This is a genomic window from Nocardia sp. NPDC050697, assembly GCF_040654395.1.
Lineage (GTDB): Bacteria > Actinomycetota > Actinomycetes > Mycobacteriales > Mycobacteriaceae > Nocardia.
Genome location: NZ_JBFAHY010000009.1, coordinates 215,462 through 236,561, shown reverse-complemented (window position 1 = coordinate 236,561; position 21,100 = coordinate 215,462). Strand labels below are relative to the sequence as shown.

At 72.3% G+C, this 21,100-nt stretch carries 23 protein-coding genes; 16 read left to right on the top strand and 7 right to left on the bottom strand.

Annotated features, from left to right (window positions below; genetic code table 11):
- Window positions 1-436: 436 nt before the first annotated feature.
- Window positions 437-1,012: a hypothetical protein gene (locus tag AB0H71_RS28190; protein ID WP_357026778.1), complete on the bottom strand. Its 576-nt coding sequence runs from the start codon at window positions 1,010-1,012 to the stop codon at window positions 437-439.
- Window positions 1,013-1,108: 96 nt separating this feature from the next.
- On the bottom strand, window positions 1,109-1,852 hold the full coding sequence (gene yaaA, locus AB0H71_RS28185) for a peroxide stress protein YaaA (RefSeq protein WP_357026776.1): 744 nt from the start codon (window positions 1,850-1,852) through the stop codon (window positions 1,109-1,111).
- A gap of 103 nt (window positions 1,853-1,955) precedes the next feature.
- On the opposite strand from yaaA, the gene AB0H71_RS28180 reads away from it, so the two are divergent.
- Together AB0H71_RS28180 and AB0H71_RS28175 are read left to right on the top strand one after the other, a co-directional pair.
- Complete coding sequence (locus AB0H71_RS28180; protein ID WP_357026774.1) at window positions 1,956-3,020, top strand: hypothetical protein; 1,065 nt, start codon at window positions 1,956-1,958, stop codon at window positions 3,018-3,020.
- 45 nt (window positions 3,021-3,065) lie between these two features.
- Window positions 3,066-4,805: a proline--tRNA ligase gene (locus tag AB0H71_RS28175; protein WP_357026772.1), complete on the top strand. Its 1,740-nt coding sequence runs from the start codon at window positions 3,066-3,068 to the stop codon at window positions 4,803-4,805.
- A gap of 1 nt (window position 4,806) precedes the next feature.
- Here the strand turns inward: AB0H71_RS28175 and AB0H71_RS28170 are convergent, their stop codons facing one another.
- Window positions 4,807-5,238 (bottom strand): DUF4439 domain-containing protein, encoded by a 432-nt coding sequence (locus AB0H71_RS28170; RefSeq protein WP_357026770.1) that lies wholly within the window; start codon window positions 5,236-5,238, stop codon window positions 4,807-4,809.
- Window positions 5,235-5,792, bottom strand: a complete 558-nt coding sequence (locus AB0H71_RS28165) for a hypothetical protein (RefSeq protein ID WP_357026768.1) — start codon at window positions 5,790-5,792, stop codon at window positions 5,235-5,237. The genes AB0H71_RS28170 and AB0H71_RS28165 overlap by 4 nt, the downstream gene beginning before the upstream one ends.
- A 132-nt stretch (window positions 5,793-5,924) precedes the next feature.
- Here AB0H71_RS28165 and AB0H71_RS28160 point away from each other — a divergent pair, with 132 nt between their 5' ends.
- From AB0H71_RS28160 to truB, 13 genes are all read left to right on the top strand, one after another.
- Entirely contained in the window at window positions 5,925-6,410 is a 486-nt protein-coding gene (locus tag AB0H71_RS28160; RefSeq protein WP_357026766.1) for a glutathione peroxidase, read from the top strand.
- Window positions 6,411-6,609: 199 nt separating this feature from the next.
- The gene (gene rimP / locus AB0H71_RS28155) at window positions 6,610-7,248 is read left to right on the top strand and encodes a ribosome maturation factor RimP (RefSeq protein ID WP_357026764.1); all 639 of its coding nucleotides are present in this window, start codon (window positions 6,610-6,612) and stop codon (window positions 7,246-7,248) included.
- Window positions 7,245-8,273: a transcription termination factor NusA gene (nusA, locus tag AB0H71_RS28150; protein ID WP_357026762.1), complete on the top strand. Its 1,029-nt coding sequence runs from the start codon at window positions 7,245-7,247 to the stop codon at window positions 8,271-8,273. Before rimP ends, nusA begins: the two co-directional genes overlap by 4 nt.
- 113 nt (window positions 8,274-8,386) lie before the next feature.
- Window positions 8,387-8,626, top strand: coding sequence for a YlxR family protein (locus AB0H71_RS28145; RefSeq protein WP_357026760.1), 240 nt, complete (start codon window positions 8,387-8,389; stop codon window positions 8,624-8,626).
- A gap of 110 nt (window positions 8,627-8,736) precedes the next feature.
- Entirely contained in the window at window positions 8,737-11,796 is a 3,060-nt protein-coding gene (gene infB, locus AB0H71_RS28140; RefSeq protein ID WP_357026758.1) for a translation initiation factor IF-2, read from the top strand.
- Between the two features lie 70 nt (window positions 11,797-11,866).
- On the top strand, window positions 11,867-12,157 hold the full coding sequence (locus AB0H71_RS28135; RefSeq protein ID WP_357026756.1) for a DUF503 domain-containing protein: 291 nt from the start codon (window positions 11,867-11,869) through the stop codon (window positions 12,155-12,157).
- Window positions 12,158-12,207: 50 nt separating this feature from the next.
- Window positions 12,208-12,651, top strand: a complete 444-nt coding sequence (gene rbfA / locus AB0H71_RS28130; RefSeq protein WP_357026754.1) for a 30S ribosome-binding factor RbfA — start codon at window positions 12,208-12,210, stop codon at window positions 12,649-12,651.
- 11 nt (window positions 12,652-12,662) lie between these two features.
- Window positions 12,663-13,664 carry a bifunctional oligoribonuclease/PAP phosphatase NrnA gene (locus AB0H71_RS28125; protein WP_357026752.1) on the top strand — a complete coding sequence of 334 codons (1,002 nt, stop codon included), beginning with the start codon at window positions 12,663-12,665 and terminating at the stop codon, window positions 13,662-13,664.
- Window positions 13,661-15,052, top strand: coding sequence for an MATE family efflux transporter (locus tag AB0H71_RS28120; RefSeq protein WP_357026750.1), 1,392 nt, complete (start codon window positions 13,661-13,663; stop codon window positions 15,050-15,052). Before AB0H71_RS28125 ends, AB0H71_RS28120 begins: the two co-directional genes overlap by 4 nt.
- Window positions 15,053-15,146: 94 nt before the next feature.
- Window positions 15,147-16,067 carry a cupin-like domain-containing protein gene (locus AB0H71_RS28115; RefSeq protein ID WP_357026748.1) on the top strand — a complete coding sequence of 307 codons (921 nt, stop codon included), beginning with the start codon at window positions 15,147-15,149 and terminating at the stop codon, window positions 16,065-16,067.
- 61 nt (window positions 16,068-16,128) lie between these two features.
- Entirely contained in the window at window positions 16,129-17,085 is a 957-nt protein-coding gene (locus AB0H71_RS28110; protein ID WP_357026746.1) for a metallophosphoesterase, read from the top strand.
- Between the two features lie 26 nt (window positions 17,086-17,111).
- Window positions 17,112-17,780: a 4'-phosphopantetheinyl transferase Npt gene (gene npt / locus AB0H71_RS28105; protein ID WP_357026744.1), complete on the top strand. Its 669-nt coding sequence runs from the start codon at window positions 17,112-17,114 to the stop codon at window positions 17,778-17,780.
- Window positions 17,780-18,664: a tRNA pseudouridine(55) synthase TruB gene (truB, locus tag AB0H71_RS28100; protein WP_357026742.1), complete on the top strand. Its 885-nt coding sequence runs from the start codon at window positions 17,780-17,782 to the stop codon at window positions 18,662-18,664. Before npt ends, truB begins: the two co-directional genes overlap by 1 nt.
- A gap of 9 nt (window positions 18,665-18,673) precedes the next feature.
- Here truB and AB0H71_RS28095 read toward each other — a convergent pair whose 3' ends face one another.
- Window positions 18,674-19,258, bottom strand: coding sequence for a helix-turn-helix domain-containing protein (locus AB0H71_RS28095; protein ID WP_357026740.1), 585 nt, complete (start codon window positions 19,256-19,258; stop codon window positions 18,674-18,676).
- A 75-nt stretch (window positions 19,259-19,333) separates the two neighbouring features.
- On the opposite strand from AB0H71_RS28095, the gene AB0H71_RS28090 reads away from it, so the two are divergent.
- The gene (locus AB0H71_RS28090; protein WP_357026737.1) at window positions 19,334-19,732 is read left to right on the top strand and encodes a DUF4345 domain-containing protein; all 399 of its coding nucleotides are present in this window, start codon (window positions 19,334-19,336) and stop codon (window positions 19,730-19,732) included.
- Here the strand turns inward: AB0H71_RS28090 and AB0H71_RS28085 are convergent.
- Window positions 19,722-20,390 (bottom strand): GntR family transcriptional regulator, encoded by a 669-nt coding sequence (locus AB0H71_RS28085; protein ID WP_357026735.1) that lies wholly within the window; start codon window positions 20,388-20,390, stop codon window positions 19,722-19,724. The genes AB0H71_RS28090 and AB0H71_RS28085 overlap by 11 nt on opposite strands.
- A complete protein-coding gene (locus AB0H71_RS28080) occupies window positions 20,374-21,099 on the bottom strand; it encodes a maleate cis-trans isomerase (RefSeq protein WP_357026733.1) in 726 nt (241 codons plus the stop codon). The genes AB0H71_RS28085 and AB0H71_RS28080 overlap by 17 nt, the downstream gene beginning before the upstream one ends.
- Window position 21,100: the final 1 nt, after the last annotated feature.

Here is a 21,100-nt window from a genome sequence, read left to right as displayed (position 1 = left end):
GCTGTAAGTGGAGAGTAAATGAGTGGAAACCGGAGTATCAAAGAAGAAAAAGAAGAGGAGGAAGAAGGATAGGAACCGGATGTGAGTAGAAGAGCAGAAAAGAATTGCCGAATTATTCTCTACAGGATCAAGGCGCGGCAAAGCCGCGCCGCCCAGGGTGCTCCGTCCTCGCTCCGCTGCGGGCGGGCACCCCGGGCGCGGACCACAGGGTCAGGGACTCCGAACCACCACAACCCGAGCGAACCCGACAGATCGGAGCGTGCGAAATCGGCGGAATGAGATACGGGCTGCCGCACCCCTCCGGGGTTTGCCATCTTGCACCGGCCCCATCCCGGTACGGTGCACTGTGACCTAGATCGCACCCACCGTTGAAGCGCCTGGTCAGCGGCTTTTGATGCGCAAATGCGCAGGTCAGACAGTACTCCCTCTTAGGGAACTAGACCGTGGTCCAGTAGCCGACCGCGATGTCCTCGTAGTACACCTCGACCTGCGCCGGGTGCTTCTCCGTCGCCTCCGCCTTGACGTGGTTGCGCGGCACCTTCCGGGTGCGGATGGTGCGCACGGCGTCGGTGCGCCAGGTGTCGGTGGAGTCGTCGAAGGACCAGGACTCGGCGGCGTCGAGCACCGGCAGCGCCTTGACGAACTGGTGCAGCTCGGCCAGCTGCTTCTCCAGGAAGAGCAGGTACGAGACCGGCACCTGGGCGAGCAGCACCTCGCCGTCGACGGTGATGTCGGCGGTGGCGGTGGTGTTCGCCCAGTCCTTGGTCGCGGTGACGTCGAAGAGCCGGGTGAGGGTGGCCGCGGTGCGGCGCAGCACCTCCTCGGAGGTCACCTGGACGCGGGTGGACTCGGCCGGAAGCTGTTCCCCCTCTTCGTCCTTGGGCTGGTACGTGCGGGCGATGCCGGCGAGCAGCGCCTGCTTCTGCAGCAGCGCCCTGGCCTCGGCCAGTTCGCGCGCCGAACCGCTCTTCACGCCCTTCTCGACGGCGATGATCTGATTGAGCTTCGTCATGGTCCACCTCCCCGAATCGTTGCCTCGCACCGTCTTTCGCCCCCCCGGTGCGGACACGACGCTACGGGAGCGGCAAGGCCATGCGCGACTGATTTTTCAGGTGAGGACGAGGAGTTCGGTGGGGGATGCGACCTCGACGCGCAGCCCGGCCTTGGCGGCGATCCGGCCGACCCCGCGCACATCCGACGGGTCCGCGCGGGTGAGAACGAGCGCGCGAGCGAGCAGCCCCTTGTGGTGCTTGTTGAAGTGGCTCACCACGGTCCGGCTGCCGTCCGGCTGCTCGGTGAGCACGGTGGCGGTGACCGCGCCGGGGACCGGGCCGAGCGCCTGATAGCTGCCGGAGCGCAGGTCGACGACCAAACCGCCCGCGGCTTCGGCGCGGAGCGCGGGGGTGAGCGTGTCCTTCCAGAGCGCGGGCAGGGTGGGCAGTCCGGGGAGGCGGGTGCCGCCGGAGAGGCGGTAGGCGGGGATCGGGTCGCCCGCGCGGACCACGCCGAAGAGCGCGGAGCCGACGGCGAGCCGCTGCAGCGCCTTGGCCTTCTGCGCGCGGGTGAAGGAGCGGGCGTCCAGTGCGTCGTAGAGGACGCCGGTGTAGCGCTCCAGCGCGGGCCGGGTGGCGGAGGTGCGGACGGTGGCATTGCGGGCGATCTCCGCCTCCGCCGATTTGCCGAGCCCGAGTACGGCGGCGGCCGTCGCGGGGTCGGCGGCCAGCTTCTCGACCGCGTCGAGCAGTTGCGCTCGGACCGGGGTGAGCGCGGTCAGCGAGAGCGAGCCGAGGTCGAGCGGGCCGCCGCGCCCGCCATCGGACTTGGTTTCGGAGGGGGGCAGCAGCACCAGCACGAGCGGTAACGGTAGTTCAGCCGGGAAACTCCTCGTCGCCTGCCACCGGCGGATGCGCGGTCCGGCGCGGTTTGTCCGCGGGAGGCGAGGGTAGGCGGCGCCCATGGTAGGGGAACAGCCGTCCATTCTGTTGATCGCCGATCCCGGGGCGCCGGAGGCGATCGCCGAGCATCTGTCCGAAGCGCTCGCGGATTCGCAGCACGCCGAGCACCGCGCGGACCGGGGCTGGGACGTGTCGGTGCGATGTCACGCCTATCCGATCGACGAGCACACCGAGTTCGCGGAGGTGGTCGGCGCCGTCGATCCGGGTGGCGAGACCGAGGATCTCGTCATCTACCTCACCGACCTGCCCCGGCGCCAGGGAACGACGCCGGTGCTGGCCGACATCGGCCTCTCCGACCGCTTCGCGGTGATCTCCATCCCGGGGCTTGGCGGCGCGTTCATCGAGCGCCGGGTCCGGGAGCTGGCGCGCACCGTCGTGGGCGAGGTGACGAGCCGCTCCGGGCAGCCGCACGCTCCGGCGACGCGGACGCACCGGGTGCAGGACGGGGATGTCGTCCACTACCTCGGGCCGTCGGCGCTGTCCCGGCTGCGGCTGCTCGCGGGCATGGTCTATGCCAACCGGCCGTGGCGATTGGTGACCGGCATGTCGAAGGTGATGATGGCGGCCTTCGCGACCGGCGCTGTGAGCCTGGCCTATCCGACGATGTGGCAGCTGTCGGCCACCATGGGGCCGTGGCGATTGAGCACGACGACCGTGCTGGCGATCCTGGCGCTGATCGCCTGGCTCATCATCGAGCACAGGCTGTGGGAACGCCCGCACGGAAGCGGCGAACGCGAGCGCGCGGTGCTGTACAACGCATCGACGGTGATCACCCTGACGATCGGCGTCATCATCTTCCACGCCGCGCTCTTCGCCCTGCTGCTGCTGACCGCCTGGTGGACGATCCCGCCGCAGATGGTCACCGAGAACACCGGCAGACCGGCGGACCTGACGACGCTGCTGCTGATGGCCTGGCTGGTCGCCGCCGTCGCCACGCTCGGCGGTGCGCTGGGATCGGGCATGGAGGACGACGAGGCCGTGCGCGCGGCCGCCTACGGGGTCAGGCAGCGTCGGCGCTTCGATCGCACGGACCGACCGGCCCCGCCGCGGGGGCCGATGGCCTGACACCCCCGGTCAGCGCCGGACCAGCACGGACTACCCTGTGCAACCGTGATCACCCGCCTCTCCCGCCTCTTCCTGCGTACCCTGCGCGACGACCCGGCCGATGCCGAGGTGCCCAGCCACAAACTGCTCGTGCGCGCGGGCTACGTCCGCCGGATCGCACCGGGCGTGTATTCCTGGCTACCGCTGGGGCTGAAGGTGCTGCGCCGGGTCGAGGATGTGGTGCGCGAGGAGATGAACGGCATCGGGGCGCAGGAGATCTCGCTGCCCGCGCTGCTGCCGCGCGAGCCCTACGAGGCGACCAAGCGGTGGACCGAGTACGGCGACGCGCTCTTCCGGCTGCGCGACCGCAAGGGCGCGGACTACCTGCTCGGGCCCACGCACGAGGAGCTCTTCGCGCTCACCGTGAAGGGTGAGTACAACTCGTACAAGGACCTGCCGGTCACGCTGTACCAGATCCAGACCAAGTACCGGGACGAGGAGCGGCCGCGCGCGGGCATTCTGCGCGGGCGCGAATTCGTCATGAAGGACTCGTACTCCTTCGACCTGGACGAGGCGGGGCTGAAGGCCAGCTACGCGGCGCATCGCGAGGCGTACCAGCGGATCTTCGAGCGGCTCGGGGTGAAGTACGCCATCGTGGCCGCCACCTCGGGGGCCATGGGCGGCAGCGCGTCGGAGGAGTTCCTGGCCGAGAGCGAGGTCGGTGAGGACACCTACGTGCGCTCGGAGTCGGGGTACGCGGCGAATGTGGAGGCGGTGGTGACGCCGGCGCCGGAGCCGCTGCCGATCGAGGGGCTGCCGGAGGCGGTCGAGCACGACACCCCGGACACGCCGACCATCGCGGCGCTGGTGGAGTGGGCGAACGGCGCGGGGATCGGGGCGGTGACCGCGGGCGACACGCTCAAGAACGTCATGGTCAAGCTGCGGCATCCGGACGGGAAGACCGAGATCGTCGGGATCGGCGTCCCGGGCGACCGCGAGGTGGACGGCAAGCGGCTCGGCGCCGCGCTGGAGCCCGCCGAGTTCGAGCTGCTCGACGAGGCCGACTTCGCCGCGAACCCGTTCCTGGTGAAGGGGTACATCGGGCCGCGTGGGTTGCAGCGCAATGGGATTCGGTACCTGGTCGATCCGCGGGTCGGGACCGGCACCAGCTGGATCACCGGGGCGGACGCGCCGGGCAGGCACGTGGTCGGGCTGGTGGCGGGGCGCGACTTCACGCCGGACGGCACCATCGAGGCGGCCGAGGTGCGGGACGGGGATCCGGCGCCGGACGGGCGCGGGACGCTGGTGACCGCGCGCGGCATCGAGATCGGGCACATCTTCCAGCTGGGCTACAAGTACACCGACGCGTTCGAGGTGGACGTGCTCGGGGAGAACGGCAAGCCGGTGCGGCTGGTCATGGGCTCGTACGGGGTCGGGGTCTCGCGCATGGTCGCGGTGATCGCCGAGCAGCAGCACGACGAGAAGGGGCTGCGCTGGCCCGCCGCCGTCGCGCCGTACGACGTGCACGTGGTGATCGCCAACAAGGACGGGGCCGCGCGGGACGGGGCCGAGGAGGTCGTGGCGGGGCTGGATGCCGCCGGGCTCGAGGTGCTCTTCGACGATCGCACCGCCTCGCCGGGGGTGAAGTTCAAGGACGCCGAGCTGCTCGGGATGCCGCTGGTGCTGGTCATCGGGCGGGGCTGGGCGCAGGGCGTCGTCGAGCTGCGCGACCGGTTCAGCGGGGAAGCGGAAGAGATCCCGGCCACCGAGGCCGTGGCGGCCGTGGTCGCGCGGGTCCGCGGCTGATTCAGACCGCGCCGGGGAAGGCGACCGTCGGGGGCTCAGCGCCGAGAATGCTCTGCCAGGTCGCCAACCGCAGCGTGGCCTCGGTGAGCCCGTCCACCCCGGTGGTGCGCACCTCGGGGGTGGTCCCCTTCTCGACCACGGAGCGCCAGGCCACGGCGGTATCCGTCTCGACGGCGACCGCGAGCCGGGCCGCCGCCACCGGATCGGTGACGGGGAAGGGCGCGGTGTAGGCGGCGCTCGGCGCGGGCGGGGTGAGCCCGGTCGCGGCGAGCGCGTCGACGGTGGCGTCCCGGCGGGCGCGGTGCGCGGCGGCGTGCTCGGCGAAGACGGTGTAGCGCTCGTCCGCGGCGTACGCGGCGATGATCCCGTAGGCGTAGACGGCGGCGTACTCGGCCTCCAGCGCGGTGCTCAGCGCCTCCTGGTCGGGTGTCATGCGAGCAGTACCTCCGCGTGCGCGGCGCAGGCCGCGCTGATCGAGGCGAGCAGCCCGGCCCGGTACCCGGTCTGGGTGCGCGCCAGGTCGGCCGCCGAGCGGCGGGAACGGGTGAGCCGGTCGCGCAGCTGCTGCACGGTCGGGGGCGCGGCGGCGGTGCCGGTGGCGCCGGTGATGGGATCGGCGGTGGGCTCGGCGGGGAGCGCCTCGCGGGTGCGGTGCACCGGGGTCGTGCCGTCGCCGTAGCTGCCGACCACCCGGGCGATCTCGGCGCGCAGCGCGTCGGCGTGCGCGGTGCGCTCGGCCGCGACCGTGGCCAGGGCCCTGGCGCGGGCGGGTTCGGTGGCCGCCATGGCGGTGGCCGCGGCGGCGTCCACGCGGGCCCGCTCCTCCTGCCCGGCCAGCTGGTCCGGATCGTGCACCGGGTCGCTCGCGCAGCCGGCGGCAGCGCCGAGCAGCAGCAGCCCCGCGGCGGCACCGGCCCCGGCGCGCAGGGCGGTGCGGCGATCGACCACGGGTCGGGACGCGGGAGGGCGGTTCGGCACGCGCCCCATCGTGCCAGACCGCGGTGACCACCCCGGCATCGGAACCCGGGCCCCAAAGTTGTCCGCGCGGAACGGGTTCAACCGGGTCCGGTAGCGTGGCGCCGGGGCGGGGCACTACGAAGAACGGCAGGTCCGAGACGAATGAGCATTCGAGACGTACCGGTGCGCACGCTGGCGGGCGAGCCGGCCACCCTGGCCGACGTGGCCGGTGACCGCGCCGCCCTCGTGGTGAACGTCGCCAGCAAATGCGGCCTGACGCCGCAGTACAGCGCCCTGGTCGAGCTGCAGAAGCAATACGGCCCGCGCGGCTTCACCGTCATCGGGGTGCCCTGCAACCAGTTCATGGGCCAGGAGCCGGGCAGCGCCGAGGAGATCCAGGAGTTCTGCTCCACCACCTACGGCGTCGACTTCCCGCTGCTGGAGAAGACCGACGTGAACGGCGACGAGCGGCACGAGCTGTACCGGACGCTCACCGAGACCCCGGACGCCGACGGCACCGCGGGCGATATCCAGTGGAACTTCGAGAAGTTCCTGATCGACCGCGAGGGCAAGGTCGTGGGCCGTTTCCGGCCGCGCACCACCCCGGACGCCGCCGAGGTCACCGCCGCCATCGAAGCGGCGCTCTGACCCCAGAGCCGACCGGAGCCGCCGCCCCGCCCGGGGTGGCGGCTCCGTCGCATCCCGGATGCCCGGAGTTCGCTCCGGCTCGCCGCCCGGGGTACCCCGCCGACCAGCGGATTGCGCTCCGGCCTCGGGAGGCGCGTTACGCTGGACCCTCGGCACAGGAACTTCCGACCCGCTGACAACTGAACCAGGAGCCGCCCACATGCCGTTGCCGACCGAGGAGAGGGTGAGCCAGCTTGTCGCTGGCCTCGTCGAGGGCCGAGGTTTCGATCTGGAGGGGGTCACGATCGCGGGCGGCCGCAGCGGGCAGGCGAAGATCACCATCGTGGTCGACCGGGACGCCGCCACCGACCTGGACACCGTCGCGGAGCTCAGCACCGACCTCTCCGGGCTGCTGGACGAAACGGGCGATTTCGGCGAGGCCGCCTACCTGCTCGAGGTCACCACCCCCGGCGTGGAGCGCCCGCTGGACGCGGAGCGGCACTGGCGCCGCGCGCGCGGCCGCAAGGCGCGGATCACGCTGCGCACCGGCGCCCCGCCCCCGGAGCCGGGGGTCGGCAGCCGCTTCGAGGCCCGCGTCGGCGCGCTCACCGGCGGGTCGATCGCGCTGGTGCTCGGCGGCAGGCGCAACCCGCACCGGGTCACCGTGCCGCTGGCCGAGATCGCCGAGGCCGTGGTGCAGGTGGAGTTCAACGCCCCCGGTGCGGCCGAGCTGGAGCTGGCCGGCGGCGTCGCCCCCGGCCGCCCCGACCCGCGCACCGAGAGCGCGACCCCGCTACCCGGCGACGAGCCGTCGTCCGTCGGTACCACCGAGCCGCAGACCGAAGGGATCGTGGAATGAACATCGAGATCGAAGCTCTGCGCGCCATCGTCACCGACAAGGGCATCTCCATCGAGACGGTGATCGCGGCGATCGAGCAGGCGCTGCTCACCGCCTACCGGCACACCGACGGGCACCAGCCCGACGCCTACATCGACATCAACCAGAAGACCGGCGTGGTCCGGGTGATGGCGCGCGAGGTGGACGCCGACGGGAACGTGCTCTCCGAGTGGGACGACACCCCGGAGGGGTTCGGCCGGATCGCCGCCACCACCGCCAGGCAGGTGGTGCTGCAGCGGCTCCGCGACGCGGAGAACGAGAAGTCCTTCGGCGAGTTCGCCACGCACGAGGGCGACATCGTCGGCGGCGTGGTGCAGCGCGACGCCAGGGCCAATGCCAGGGGCACCATCGTGGTCCGGATCGGCAGCGAGGTGAACGGCACCGAGGGGCTCATCCCGCCCGCCGAGCAGGTGCCGGGCGAGCACTACGAGCACGGCGACCGGATCAAGTGCTACGTGGTCGGGGTCTCCCGCGGCCAGCGCGGCCCGCAGATCACGCTCTCCCGCACCCACCCCAATCTGGTGCGCAGGCTCTTCGCGCTGGAGGTGCCGGAGATCGCGGACGGCTCGGTGGAGATCGTCGCGGTGGCCCGCGAGGCCGGGCACCGCTCCAAGATCGCGGTCCGCAGCACCGTCTCCGGGGTGAACGCCAAGGGCGCCTGCATCGGCCCGATGGGGCAGCGGGTGCGCAATGTCATGAGCGAGCTGGCCGGCGAGAAGATCGACATCATCGACTACGCCGAGGACCCGGCCTCCTTCGTCGGCAACGCGCTCTCGCCGTCGAAGGTGGTTTCGGTCACAGTGGTCGACCCGGATGCCCGCGCGGCCCGCGTGGTGGTGCCGGACTTCCAGTTGTCGCTGGCCATCGGCAAGGAAGGGCAGAATGCCCGGCTCGCCGCGCGGCTCACCGGCTGGCGGATCGACATCCGCAGCGACGCCGCTCCCGAGGTCGGCGACGGGGTGCGCAGCGAGGCCAACCGGAGTTGACCGAATCGATCGGGGGGGAGCGGTTCGATCATCCGGCCCCGGCAGCGGTATCATGGAAGAAGGTTCAGCTCGCGGGGCCGGTCCGGACATGTATCGGGTGCCGGAAACGCGAGATGGCCGCCGATCTGTTGCGGATCGTGGTGCGAGTGGAGGAAGCCGGAGACGGTCTTCCCGCGGTCGTCCCGGATCCACGGCACAGACTTCCCGGACGGGGTGCCTGGCTGCACCCCGTATCGGCTTGTCTGAGCGCGGCGCACAAGCGCCGGGCGTTCGGCAGAGCACTACGAGTGTCCGGACATCTGGATATCTCAGCCCTGGAGCATCACCTCGAGAACAGGCACGAGCACTCATGAGCACACCGTGAAGTACCAACGATGATCGTCCATCGGAGATAATCCGAGGTCGTGCGGGCCGCCGTCCCCAGGAACGGTGGAGCTGCTCGACCTCTCAGTAGAGGAGAGCAGTGGCAGGCAAGGCCCGCGTGCACGAGTTGGCCAAGGAACTCGGTGTCACCAGCAAGCAACTACTCGCAACGCTCAAGGAGCAGGGCGAGTTCGTGAAGTCCGCGTCGTCGACGGTGGAAGCTCCCGTCGCCCGCAGGCTGCGTGAGTCGTTCTCGAGCAAGTCGTCGAACGGCGCCAGGTCCGGGGCCCGCCCCGGCGGCGAGTCCGGAGCGCGCTCCGGCGGCGACAGCGCGGCCAGGCCCGGCGCGCGTCCCACCCCCGGTGGCGGCCCCCGCCCCGGCCCCCGTACCCCGTCCGATCGCGGCCCCGAGCGCAATGGCACCCCGGCGCCCGCGCAGGAGAGCAACGGCGCCGCCGCGGCAGCCCCGCAGCCCGGCAGCGCCCCGGCGCAGCGCCCCGGCGACGCCCCGCGTCCCGGTCCCGCCGCGAAGCCGGGTCCGGCCCGTCCGGCCGCACCGGCACCCGCCGCGGCCGCGCCGTCGGCCCCGTCCGCACCGGCCGGTCAGCGCCCCGCGCCCGGTGGCCCGCGCCCCGGCGAGCAGCAGCGCCCCGGCCAGCAGCAACGGCCCGGCCAGCAGCAGCCCCAGCAGCAGCAGCGTCCCGGTCAGCCGCAGCAGCGGCCCGCGGGCCCGCAGGCCGGTGGCCCCCGCCCCGGTGGCCCCAAGCCCGGGCCGAAGCCGCCGCGCGTCGGTAACAACCCCTTCTCCTCCGCGCCCGATCGGGAGCGGCCCGCGCCGCGTCCGGCGCCGGGTCCCGGCGGCCCCCGTCCGGGGCCGCGGCCGGGTCCGGCTCCGGGTGGCGCGCCGCGTCCGGCCGCCGCGGCCGGCCCCGGTGGCCCCCGTCCGGGTGGCCCGCGGCCGAGCCCCGGCTCGATGCCGCCGCGCCCGAACCCGGGTGCGATGCCGCAGCGTGCGGCGCGTCCCGGTGGTCCGGGCGGCGCCGGTCGTCCCGGTGGCGGTCGTCCCGGCGGCGCGCCCGGTGGCGGCGGTCGTCCCGGTGGCGGCGGCGGTGGCGGCGGCTACCGCGGTGGCGGCGGCGGTACCGGTGCTCCCGGTGGTACGGGTGCTCCCGCCGGTGGCGGTTTCCGCGGCCGTCCCGGTGGCGGCGGTGGCCGTCCGGGTGGTCCCGGTGGCCGCGGCGGCGCCGCGGGTGCCTTCGGCCGTCCCGGTGGCGCGCCCCGGCGCGGTCGCAAGTCGAAGCGGCAGAAGCGCCAGGAATACGATTCGATGCAGGCGCCCGCCGTCGGCGGCGTGCGGCTGCCGCGCGGCAACGGCGAGACCATCCGGCTCGCCCGCGGTGCCTCGCTCTCGGACTTCGCGGAGAAGATCGACGCGAACCCCGCTGCCCTGGTGCAGGCGCTGTTCAACCTCGGCGAGATGGTCACCGCGACCCAGTCGGTGAACGACGAGACGCTCGAGCTGCTCGGCGGCGAGATGAACTACGTCGTCCAGGTGGTCAGCCCGGAGGACGAGGACCGCGAGCTGCTGGAGAGCTTCGACCTCACCTACGGCGAGGACGAGGGCGACGAGGGCGACCTCGAGCAGCGGCCGCCGGTGGTCACCGTCATGGGCCACGTCGACCACGGCAAGACCCGCCTGCTCGACACCGTCCGCAAGGCCAACGTCCGCGAGGGCGAGGCCGGCGGCATCACCCAGCACATCGGCGCCTACCAGGTGCTCACGCACCTGAACGACACCGACCGGCTGATCACCTTCATCGACACCCCGGGCCACGAGGCGTTCACCGCCATGCGTGCCCGCGGCGCGAAGGCCACCGACATCGCGATCCTCGTGGTCGCGGCGGACGACGGCGTCATGCCGCAGACGGTGGAGGCGATCAACCACGCCCAGGCGGCCGACGTGCCGATCGTGGTGGCGGTGAACAAGATCGACAAGGAGGGCGCGAACCCGGAGAAGATCCGGCAGCAGCTCACCGAGTACAACCTGGTGGCCGAGGAGTACGGCGGCGACACCATGTTCGTCGACATCTCCGCCAAGCAGGGCACGAACATCGACGCGCTGCTGGAGGCCGTGCTGCTCACCGCGGACGCGGCGCTCGACCTGCGGGCCAACCCGGAGCAGGACGCGCAGGGTGTCGCCATCGAGGCGCACCTCGACCGCGGCCGCGGCCCGGTGGCCACCGTGCTGATCCAGCGCGGCACGCTGCGGGTCGGCGACTCGATCGTGGCCGGCGACGCCTACGGCCGCGTCCGCCGCATGGTGGACGAGCACGGCGACGACGTCGACGCCGCACTGCCCTCGCGGCCGGTGCAGGTCATCGGCTTCACCTCGGTGCCGGGCGCGGGTGACAACCTGCTCGTGGTGGACGAGGACCGGATCGCCAGGCAGATCGCCGACCGGCGCAATGCCCGCAAGCGCAACGCGCTGCAGGCCCGCAGCCGCAAGCGGATCAGCCTGGAGGATCTGGATGCCGCGCTGAAGGAGACCAGCGAGCTCAACCTGATCCTGAAGGGCGACAACTCCGGCACCGTCGAGGCGCTGGAGGAGGCGCTGCTGCAGATCGACCTCGGCGACGAGGTCCGGCTGCGGATCATCGACCGCGGTGTCGGTGGCGTCACCGAGACGAACGTCAACCTGGCGTCCGCCTCGAACGCGATCATCATCGGCTTCAACGTCCGCGCGGAGGGCAAGGCCACCGAGCTGGCCAACCGCGAGGGCGTCGACATCCGCTACTACTCGGTGATCTACCAGGCGATCGACGAGATCGAGAAGGCGCTCAAGGGCCTGCTCAAGCCGATCTACGAGGAGGTCGAGCTGGGTCGCGCCGAGATCAGGCAGATCTTCCGCTCCTCGAAGTTCGGCAATATCGCCGGCTGCATGGTGCTCTCCGGCTCGGTCAAGCGGAATGCCAAGGCGCGCCTGCTGCGGGACAACGTGGTGATCGTGGAGACCATGACCATCGCCTCGCTGCGCCGGGAGAAGGACGACGCGACCGAGGTCCGCGAGGGCTTCGAATGCGGTATGACCGTCACCTACTCCGATATCAAGGACGGCGACATCATCGAGGCGTACGAGCTGCGCGAGAAGCCGCGCGACTGACGCTCGGCAGCGTGACGGCGCTCCGGCCCCCGGGCCGGGGCGCCCTCGCGCGCCCTACTCGGAGGTGAGCGTGTACCTCGGTGCACTCGAATTCGACATCCTGCTCGGGGATGTGCACTCGCTCAAGGAGAAGCGCAAGGTGATCCGGCCGGTCCTGGCCGAGCTGCAGCGCTTCGGGGTGAGTGCCGCCGAGGGCGGGGACCACGATCTCCATCGCCGCTCCCAGCTGGGTGTGGCGATGGTGAGCGCGGGAATGGATCAATTGACGACGGTCCTCGACCGTTGTGAGCGGCACGTGGCCGCGCGTCCGGAGCTAGAGTTGCTGGCGGTGCGCCGCCGCATCTTCGGACCGGAGGACTGAGAACGTCCTCCGCCGACGCCGTTCCGATATCAGGACAGGAGGAATCGGCCATGGTGGATCAGGCCAGGGCACGCCGGCTGGCGAAGCGGATCTCCGCGATCGTGGCGACCGCGATCGAGTACGAGATCAAGGACCCGCGTCTGCGTTTCATCACCGTCACCGACGCGAAGGTCACCGGTGATCTGCGCGACGCCACCGTCTACTACACGGTGCGCGGCGAAACCCTCGACGCGGAGCCGGATTACACCGAGGCCGCGGCCGGGCTGGAGAAGGCCAAGGGGGTGCTGCGCTCGAAGGTGGGCGCGGGCACCGGGGTCAAGTTCACCCCGACGCTGGCCTTCGTGCTCGACACCGTGCCGGACGCCGCGCGCGAGATGGAGGAGCTGCTCGCTCGCGCCAAGGAGCAGGACGACGCGGTGGCCAGGGTAGCCGCGAATGCCAGCCCGGCCGGCGACCCGGACCCGTACAAGAGCGACCGCGACGACGACGAGTAACCGGCACGCGCATGATCTCCACGGATGAGCCGGTCGAGCTGGGCCCGGCGGTACGAGCGCTGGACGCGGCTCGATCGGTCACCATCCTCTGCCACGTGCAACCGGACGCCGACACCGTCGGCAGCGGGCTCGCGCTGGCGCAGGTCTTGCGCAGGCGCGGGGTGCCGGTGTGGGTCTCGTTCGCCGAACCGGCGGCGCTCCCGGTCTCCATGCGCACGCTGCCCGGCGTCGAGCTGCTCGTCCCGCCGGGGGAGGTGCCCGCCGAGGTCGACCTGCTGGTCACCGTGGACTGTGGCAGCGCGGGGCGGCTCGGCGCGCTCGGCGATCGGCTGGCGGGTGCGGGCACCACGCTGGTGATCGACCACCACCGCTCGAACACCCGGTTCGGGGGCGTCAACCTCATCGACCCCGATGCCGAATCGACGGCGGGGCTGGTCGCCCGGGTGCTGGACGCCTGGGGCGAGCCGATCGACGCGGCGGTGGCGCACTGCCTGTACGCGGGGCTGGTCACCGACACCGGGTCGTTCCGCTGGGTGCGGCCGGGGACGCACGGGCTGGCCGAGCGGCTGCTCGGCACCGGGATCGACGGCGCCGAGATCTCCCGCGGGCTGCTCGACACGCACCCGTTCGGCTGGCTGCCCATGCTCGCCGCGGTGCTCGGTAGCGCCCGGCTGGAGCCTGCGGTATGCGGCGGGATCGGGCTGGTCTACGCCTTCGTGCGGCGCGCCGATGTGCGGGCGCTCGGCGCCGAGGAGGTGGAGAGCGTCATCGATATCGTGCGCACCAGCGCCGAGGCCGGGATCGCCGCCGTCTTCAAGGAGCACCGCACCGTCGAGGGCCGCTGGACCGTCTCGCTGCGCTCCCGGAACAGCGGGCCGGGGGCCGCCGACGGGGTGGACGTGTCCGCCGTCGCCACCGCGCTCGGCGGCGGCGGGCACCGTTTCGCCGCCGGGTACACCGCGCACGGCACGGCCGACGAGATCCTCGCCGCCCTGCTCGCCGTGCTCGAATGAGCGACAGCGACCTATCCGGCCTTCCGGAGACCGAGCACCACCCCGCCGCGCGAGCCGACCCGGAGCCGGCCCGCGATGCCGGGCCGCGGCGGCTGCTGGCGCTGGCGATCCCGACGCTCGGCGTACTCGTCGCGGAACCGATCTACCTGCTCTTCGACCTGGCTGTGGTCGGCAGGCTGGGCGCGCAGGCGCTGGCCGGGCTCGCGGTCGGCGGGCTGATCCTGGCCCAGGCCAGCACCCAGCTCACCTTCCTCTCCTACGGCACCACGGCCCGCTCCGCGCGCAGGCACGGCGCGGGGGATCGCGGCGGCGCGGTGACCGAGGGCGTGCAGGCCACCTGGCTGGCGCTCGGCATCGGGCTGGCGCTGCTGCTCGCGGTGCAGCTCGCCGCCGCCCCGATCGTCGGGGTGATCGCGGGCGGCTCCGAGATCGCCGGCCAGGCGCTGCCCTGGGTGCGGATCGCGCTGTTCGGGGTGCCGCTCATCCTGATCGCCATGGCCGGCAACGGCTGGCTGCGCGGCGTGCAGGAGACCAGGCGGCCGCTGATCTTCGTGGTGTGCGGGCTCGCGCTCTCGGCGCTGCTCTGCCCGCTGCTGGTGCACGGGCTGTGGTTCGCCCCGCGCTGGGGGCTGCCCGGCTCGGCGGTGGCCAATGTCGCCGGCCAGGGCGTCACCGCCGTGCTCTTCCTGACCGCGTTGGTCCGGGAGCGCGCCGAGCTGCGGCCGCGCGCCGCGATCATGCGCGCGCAGCTGGTGCTCGGCCGCGACCTCATCGTGCGCAGCCTCGCCTTCCAGGCGTGTTTCGTCTCCGCCGCCGCGGTCGCCGCCCGCTTCGGCGCGGCCTCGGTCGCCGCACACCAGGTGGTGCTGCAGCTCTGGAACTTCCTGGCGCTGACCCTCGACGCGCTCGCCATCGCCGCCCAGACCCTGGTCGGCGCGGCGCTCGGCGGCGGCGACGCGCGCGGCGCCCGCACCCTGGCGGGCCGGGTGACCCGGTGGTCGCTGCTCTTCGCGGTGGCGCTGGCCGCCTGCTTCGCGCTCGCCGCCGCGGTGCTCCCGCCGCTCTTCACCACCGACCCGGCGGTCCTGGACCGGATCGGCGTCATCTGGTGGTTCTTCGTCGCCATCATTCCGGTCGCCGGGGTGGTGTTCGCGCTCGACGGCGTGCTGCTCGGCGCCGGTGACGCCGCGTACCTGCGCACCACCACCATGGCGGCCGCGCTGGTCGCCTTCCTGCCCGCGATCTGGCTGGCCCTGATTTTCGGGTGGGGCGTTGCGGGAATTTGGGCCGGACTGGTCGCTTTCATGCTCGCGCGGCTGCTCGCGGTCGGTTCCCGCGCCCTTTCCGGACGCTGGGCCCGGGTCGGCGCGGACATTCAGAGGCCCTGATTTCTGGGTGTACCCCGGCCGCGAATCCGTCGTTATAGTCGGTGCTCTATTCCTGGTGGCGGGCGATCGAGGGGCATCGAAAGGACGGCGGGAAATGTCGAACAAGGGGTATGACGAGAGGCCGGTGACGCTGGCGCCGATACTCGCCGCGAGCTGCGCGCTCTGGCTCGGTCGCAGCGTGCGCGACCGGGTGCGCCCGCGCCGCGGCGGCACGGCGCGGCAGGTGGTGCCGGAGCACGGGAATCTCGAGCTGGCCGAGGTTTTCGATCGGAAGACCCCGGTGGTGATCCGGAATACCGCGAACCAGTGGTCGGTCTTCGAGAATTATCAACCGGCGAAGCTGCGCGAGAAGTACCGGACCGAAAAGGTCTACGCGCTGACGAGTACCACCAATGTTTTCACCCAGGAGACGTCGCCGGTCGAATTGCTGGAGTACGGCGATGTGATGACGGCGATGTTCGATTCCCCGAATCCGGACAAGAAGTATTACTCCCGCGCCGCCGCCGATCCGGCGCCGCTGGCCGAGCAGCTCCCCGCGCGCATCGGCGGCCGCACCCAGAGCACCGCCGCGAGCAGCGTCTGGATGGGGCAGTCCGGCAATCTGACGCCGCTGCACAACGATCCCTGGCACGGCCTGCTCATCCAGCTGCACGGCCGCAAGCGGGTACGGCTCTTCCCGCCGGATGAGTACCGCAATGTCTACGGCCGGGTCCCGAGGCGGGTGAACGACCCCTACACCGGGCTGCCGGACGAGTTCGACCCCGAGTTCGGCGCCGTCCCGCGGCTGCGCGAGGCGGAGAGCTACGACGTGCTGCTCGACACCGGCGACGTGCTCTACATCCCCATGTTCTGGTGGCACCAGGTGGAGTCGGTGGACTCCTCCATCTCCTACGTGGCCCGGTACAACCCCCGCTACCTGGAGTTCATGCGGGCGGCGTTCTTCCCGATGGGGGCGCGCGGCGTGCTGCGGATCATCGCCCAGCTGACCTCCGGGCTGCGCCGCAAGAAGAAGTGACCGGGCGCCCGGCGGCGTGCTGCCCGGACGGCCCGCCGCCGGGTGTGGCACCGTGGATCGGGTGATACCCAAGTTGATGGCGGTGAGCGACATCCACGTCGGTCACCAGGGCAACAAGCCGGTGGTCGAGCAGATCCGGGCGGATTCGCCGGAGGACTGGCTGATCGTCGCCGGCGATGTCGCGGAGAAGACCGAGGACATCCGCTGGGCGCTGGAGCTGCTGCGCAGCCGGTTCGCCAAGGTCATCTGGGTGCCGGGCAACCACGAGCTGTGGACCACCGCCAAGGACCCGGTGCAGATGCACGGGGCGCCGCGCTACGACTACCTGGTCTCGCTCTGCCGCGACCTCGACGTGCTCACCCCGGAGGACCCGTACGCCGTCTGGCGCGGCGCGGGCGCCGAGGAGCACGGCGGCGCCGTCACGCTGGTGCCGATGTTCCTGCTCTACGACTACTCGTTCCTGCCCGCGGGCACCAGCACCAAGGCCGAGGGGCTGGCCGTCGCCCGCGAGCGCAATGTGGTCGCCACCGACGAATTCCTGCTGGCGCCGGATCCGTACGTGACCAGGGACGCCTGGTGCCACGCCAGGGTGCAGGCCACCGAGCGCAGGCTGAACGCGCTGGAGCCGAACACCCCGGTGGTGCTGATCAACCACTTCCCGCTGGTCCGGGAGCCCACCGACGTGCTCTTCTACCCGGAGTTCTCGCTCTGGTGCGGCACCACGCTGACCGCCGACTGGCACACCCGCTACAACACCGTCTGCTCGGTCTACGGGCACCTGCACATTCCGCGCACCTCCTGGTACGACGGCGTGCGCTTCGAGGAGGTCTCGCTCGGCTACCCGCGCGAGTGGCAGCGCCGCGGGCTGCCGGAGAACCTGCTGCGCCAGATCCTGCCCGCGCCGGAGTACCCGCCGGGCGCGCTCAACAAGTTCGGCGGGCACTTCCGGATCACGCCGGAGATGGAGGCGGCGGCCGAGGAGATGCGGGCCAAGGCGCAGCGGCGGCGCGGTATCTGATCGCGGCTGGACTAGGCTCGACGCCGATGATCGAGAACATTCTGCCGTCCGGGATCGCCGCCGCGGAGCTGCTGGAGTACCCGGAGGGGCTGCGCGCGCACCCCGCCGAGGAGCACCTCATCGCCAAGTCGGTGGAGAAGCGCAGGCGTGATTTCATCGGGGCGCGGCACTGCGCCAGGCAGGCGCTGGCCCAGCTGGGCGAGGCGGAGGTGCCGATCGGCAAGGGGGAGCGCGGCATGCCGCTCTTCCCGCGCGGGATCGTCGGCAGCCTCACGCACTGCGACGGCTACCGCGCCGCCGCGCTCGGGCACGCGCTGCGCTTCCGCTCGGTCGGTATCGACGCCGAGCCGCACGCGGAGCTGCCGGACGGGGTGCTCGATTCGGTCAGCCTGCCCGAGGAGCGGCAGTGGCTGAAGGAGACCGAGAGCCCGCTGCACCTCGATCGGTTGCTCTTCTGCGCCAAGGAGGCCACCTACAAGGCGTGGTTCCCGCTCACGCTGCGCTGGCTCGGCTTCGAGGACGCGCACATCACCTTCACCGTCGACGCGGCGGGCGCGGACTCCGGCTCCGGCACCTTCCACACGAAGCTGCTGGTCCCCGGCGGCACCAACGACGGCGGCAGGCCGCTGCTCGACTTCGACGGCCGCTGGCAGATCGCCGGCGGGCTCATCCTGACCGCGATCGCGACCGCCTGATGGACCCGCTCGGCGGATTGCTGATCGTGGACAAGGATCCCGGCATGACCAGCCACGACGTGGTCGGGAGGTGCCGCCGGATCCTGGGGACGCGGAAGGTCGGGCACGCGGGGACGCTCGACCCCATGGCGACCGGGGTGCTGGTGCTCGGCGTGGAGCGGGCCACCAAGCTGCTCGGGCTGCTGACGCTCACCACCAAGGCGTACTCGGCGACCATCCGGCTCGGGGCGAGCACCAGCACCGACGATGCCGAGGGGGAGGTGCTCGCGGTTGCTCCCGCCGGGCACGTGACCGACGCGGCCGTCGCGGCCGAGGTGGCGGTGCTGACCGGGGAGATCCAGCAGGTGCCCGCGACGGTGAGCGCGATCAAGATCGACGGGGAGCGGGCGTATGCCCGGCACCGGGCCGGCGAGGAGGTGCGGCTGGCGGCGCGGCCGGTCACGGTCTCGCGGTTCGCCGTGCTGGCGCGGCACGATCGCGGGGAGTTCGTTGATCTCGAGGTCGAGGTGGAGTGCTCCTCCGGCACCTACATCCGGGCGCTGGCCCGTGATCTCGGCGCCGCGCTCGGGGTCGGGGGGCACCTGACGGCGCTGCGCCGCACCCGGGTCGGGCCGTTCACGCTCGAGCACGCTCGCACGCTGGAGTCGCTCGCCGCGGCGCCGTCGCTCTCGCTGCCCATGGACGAGGCGGTGCGGGCCGCGTTCCCGCTCCGCGATATCGACCCGGCGCAGGCCGAGGATCTGCGGAACGGGCGGTGGCTGGAGCCGGTCGGGCGGGACGACGTGTACGCGGCGGTCGATCCCGAGGGGAAGGCGATCGCGCTGCTGCGGGAGAGCGGGAAGCGGGCGGCCTCGGTCATGGTGGTGCGGCCCGCGGGGTTCTGACCGGCGGGTTCATGCCTCACCGCCGAGGAGCGGGGTGAGGGCGCCGAGGAGGGCGCCGGTGCTGACGGCGTGCATATCGGCGCGGGTGACGGTGCCGTTCTCCAGCCAATCCACGGTGAGCACCCGGACGAAGGTGAGCCAGGCGCCGATCACCGACTCGGCGGCGGCGCGGCGCTCCGCGGGGAGCCCGAGCTCGTCGAGCATGCGGCGGCGCAGCTCGCCGAGCTCGCCCGCGATGATGCCCTGGATGGTGGGGTCGGCGGCGAGCACCTTATTGGCCGCGAGCACCGCGTGCGGGTTGGCCTCGAAGTAGTCCAGGTGCGTGTTCAGCGCGGTCGAGATCTGCTCCGGCACCGAGAGTCCGGGGTCGAACGAGGAGTCGACCAGGAGCTGCGCCGCGGCCTGCTCGTAGACGGCGGCGAAGAGGTCCCGCTTGGCGGGGAAGTGCCGGTAGAGCAGGGCGCGCGAGATGCCGGCCGCGGCGGCGACCTCCTCCATCAGCACCGCCTCGTACGGCCGGTCGGCGAAGAGCCCCGCCCCCGCCTCCACGATCTGGGCGCGGCGCTGCTCCGGGGTGAGGCGACGGCGAACCATGACCGCCAGCTTAGTTGACGCACGTCTACCGGGCCGCCATAGTAGACGTACGTCTACTAACTCCGGGAGGGAATCATGGCGGCATCGGTCTTGCGCTGGCTGGCACTGGTCATGGGGGTGACCTGCCTGCTCATCGGGCTCGAGCACCTGGCGACCGGCGAGGCGCTCTTCCCGGACATGGGCGAGCCGGGCGCCACCGCGGACAGCCAGGCCCGCTTCTTCGGCGCGGTCTTCGCCGGCTACGGCCTGGCCTGGATCCTGGCCGCGCGCCGCGACCCCATCCCGGCGAACGTCATCCGCTTCCTGGCGGGCATCATGCTGCTCGGCGCGGTGGGCCGCTTCCTCTCCATCGCCGTGCACGGCTGGCCGCACCCGTTCGTGCTCGCGCTCACCGCGCTGGAGGTGCTGCTGCCGCCGGTCTACCTGGCGCTCGCCGACGCCGACGAAAAACAGGCCCGGGTCGTCACGAGCTGATCTGCGGGCGCAGCCGCTCGACCGCGTCGCTCATGTGCTCGACCAGCAGCTTGCGCGCCCGCTCCGGCGCGCCGGCGGCGATCGCCTCGCGCAGCCCGACGTGCTCCCTGGCCTGTTCGCGCAGGTCCGGGTAGGTGGTCTGGAGCGCGCCGAGGCACATGCGGGTCTCGATCAGCAGGGTGCGCGCCGCGCGCACCAGCCGCGGGCTGCCCGAGCTCCGCACCAGCGCCTCGTGGAACGCCTGGTCGGCGTCGGAGACGCCGACCGCGTCGCCCGCCTCGGCCCGCGCCGTCATCTCGGTGACGCTGGGCGCGAGCGCCGCGGCGGCGATCTCCCTGCGGCCGTCCAGGATGAGCTCCAGCGCGCCGCCCTCCAGCGCGGTGCGGGCCCGGTAGATGTCGACCACGTCGTCCAGCGCGAGCTCGATGACGAAGATGCCCCGGTGCCGGATGCTGTGCAGCAGCCCCTCGGAGACCAGCCGCTGCATGGCCTCGCGCACCGGCCCGCGGCTCACCGCGAACTGCGCCGCCAGGTCGGCCTCGCCCAGCTGCGCGCCCGGCGCCAGGCTGCCGCGCATGATGGCGTCCCGGAGCCGGTCCGCGATCATCTCCGCGGTCGACTTCCGGTCCACCGGCTGGAAATCAACGACGGACATCACTCGGCCTCCCGGTGAAGAGGGTACCCAGCGCCGGCGCGACCGGGGCCGCCCCGGCCAGCCGGAGCCCGGCCCAGACGGTGACCTGGTTGGCGGTGAGCACCGGCTTGCCCAGCGCCCGCTCCAGCTCCGGCAGGAGCGCCAGGGTGTGCATGGCGGTGTCCGGGATCAGCAGCGCCTCGGCGTCGGCGTGGTCGTTCGCCGCGGCGAGGGCGAGCACCCGGTCCGGGGTGAGCGTGCCGACCTCGGCGGCGGTGTCGATCCCGGCGCTGGTCATCGCGGTGACCTCGATGCCGGCGGCGGCCAAGAAGTCGACGAAGAGCCGGGCGACGTCGTCCGGGTAGCTCGCCGCCACCGCCACCCGGCGCAGCCCGAGCGTGTGCGCGGCGTCGGTGAAGGCGATGCCGGTGCTGGTCGCGGGCACTCCGGCGGCGTCGGCGAGGCCGCGCGCCTGCTCGCGCGCGCCGTCCGGGCCGTAGACGAAGCTGCCCGAGGTGCAGGCCCAGACCACGGCGTCCGGCCGGTGCGGGGCGAGCAGCTCGGCGCCTGCCCGCAGCCGGGCCGGGCTGCCCAGGTCGAGCAGCTCCGGGACGGCGTGCAGGTCGGTGCCGTAGATGTGCGCCACCGGCAGCCGCACGCCGAGCGCCGCCGCGACGGGCGGGTAGTCGTCCTCGGCGGCGTGGTCGGGGTAGACGAGACCGACGGTGGTCATG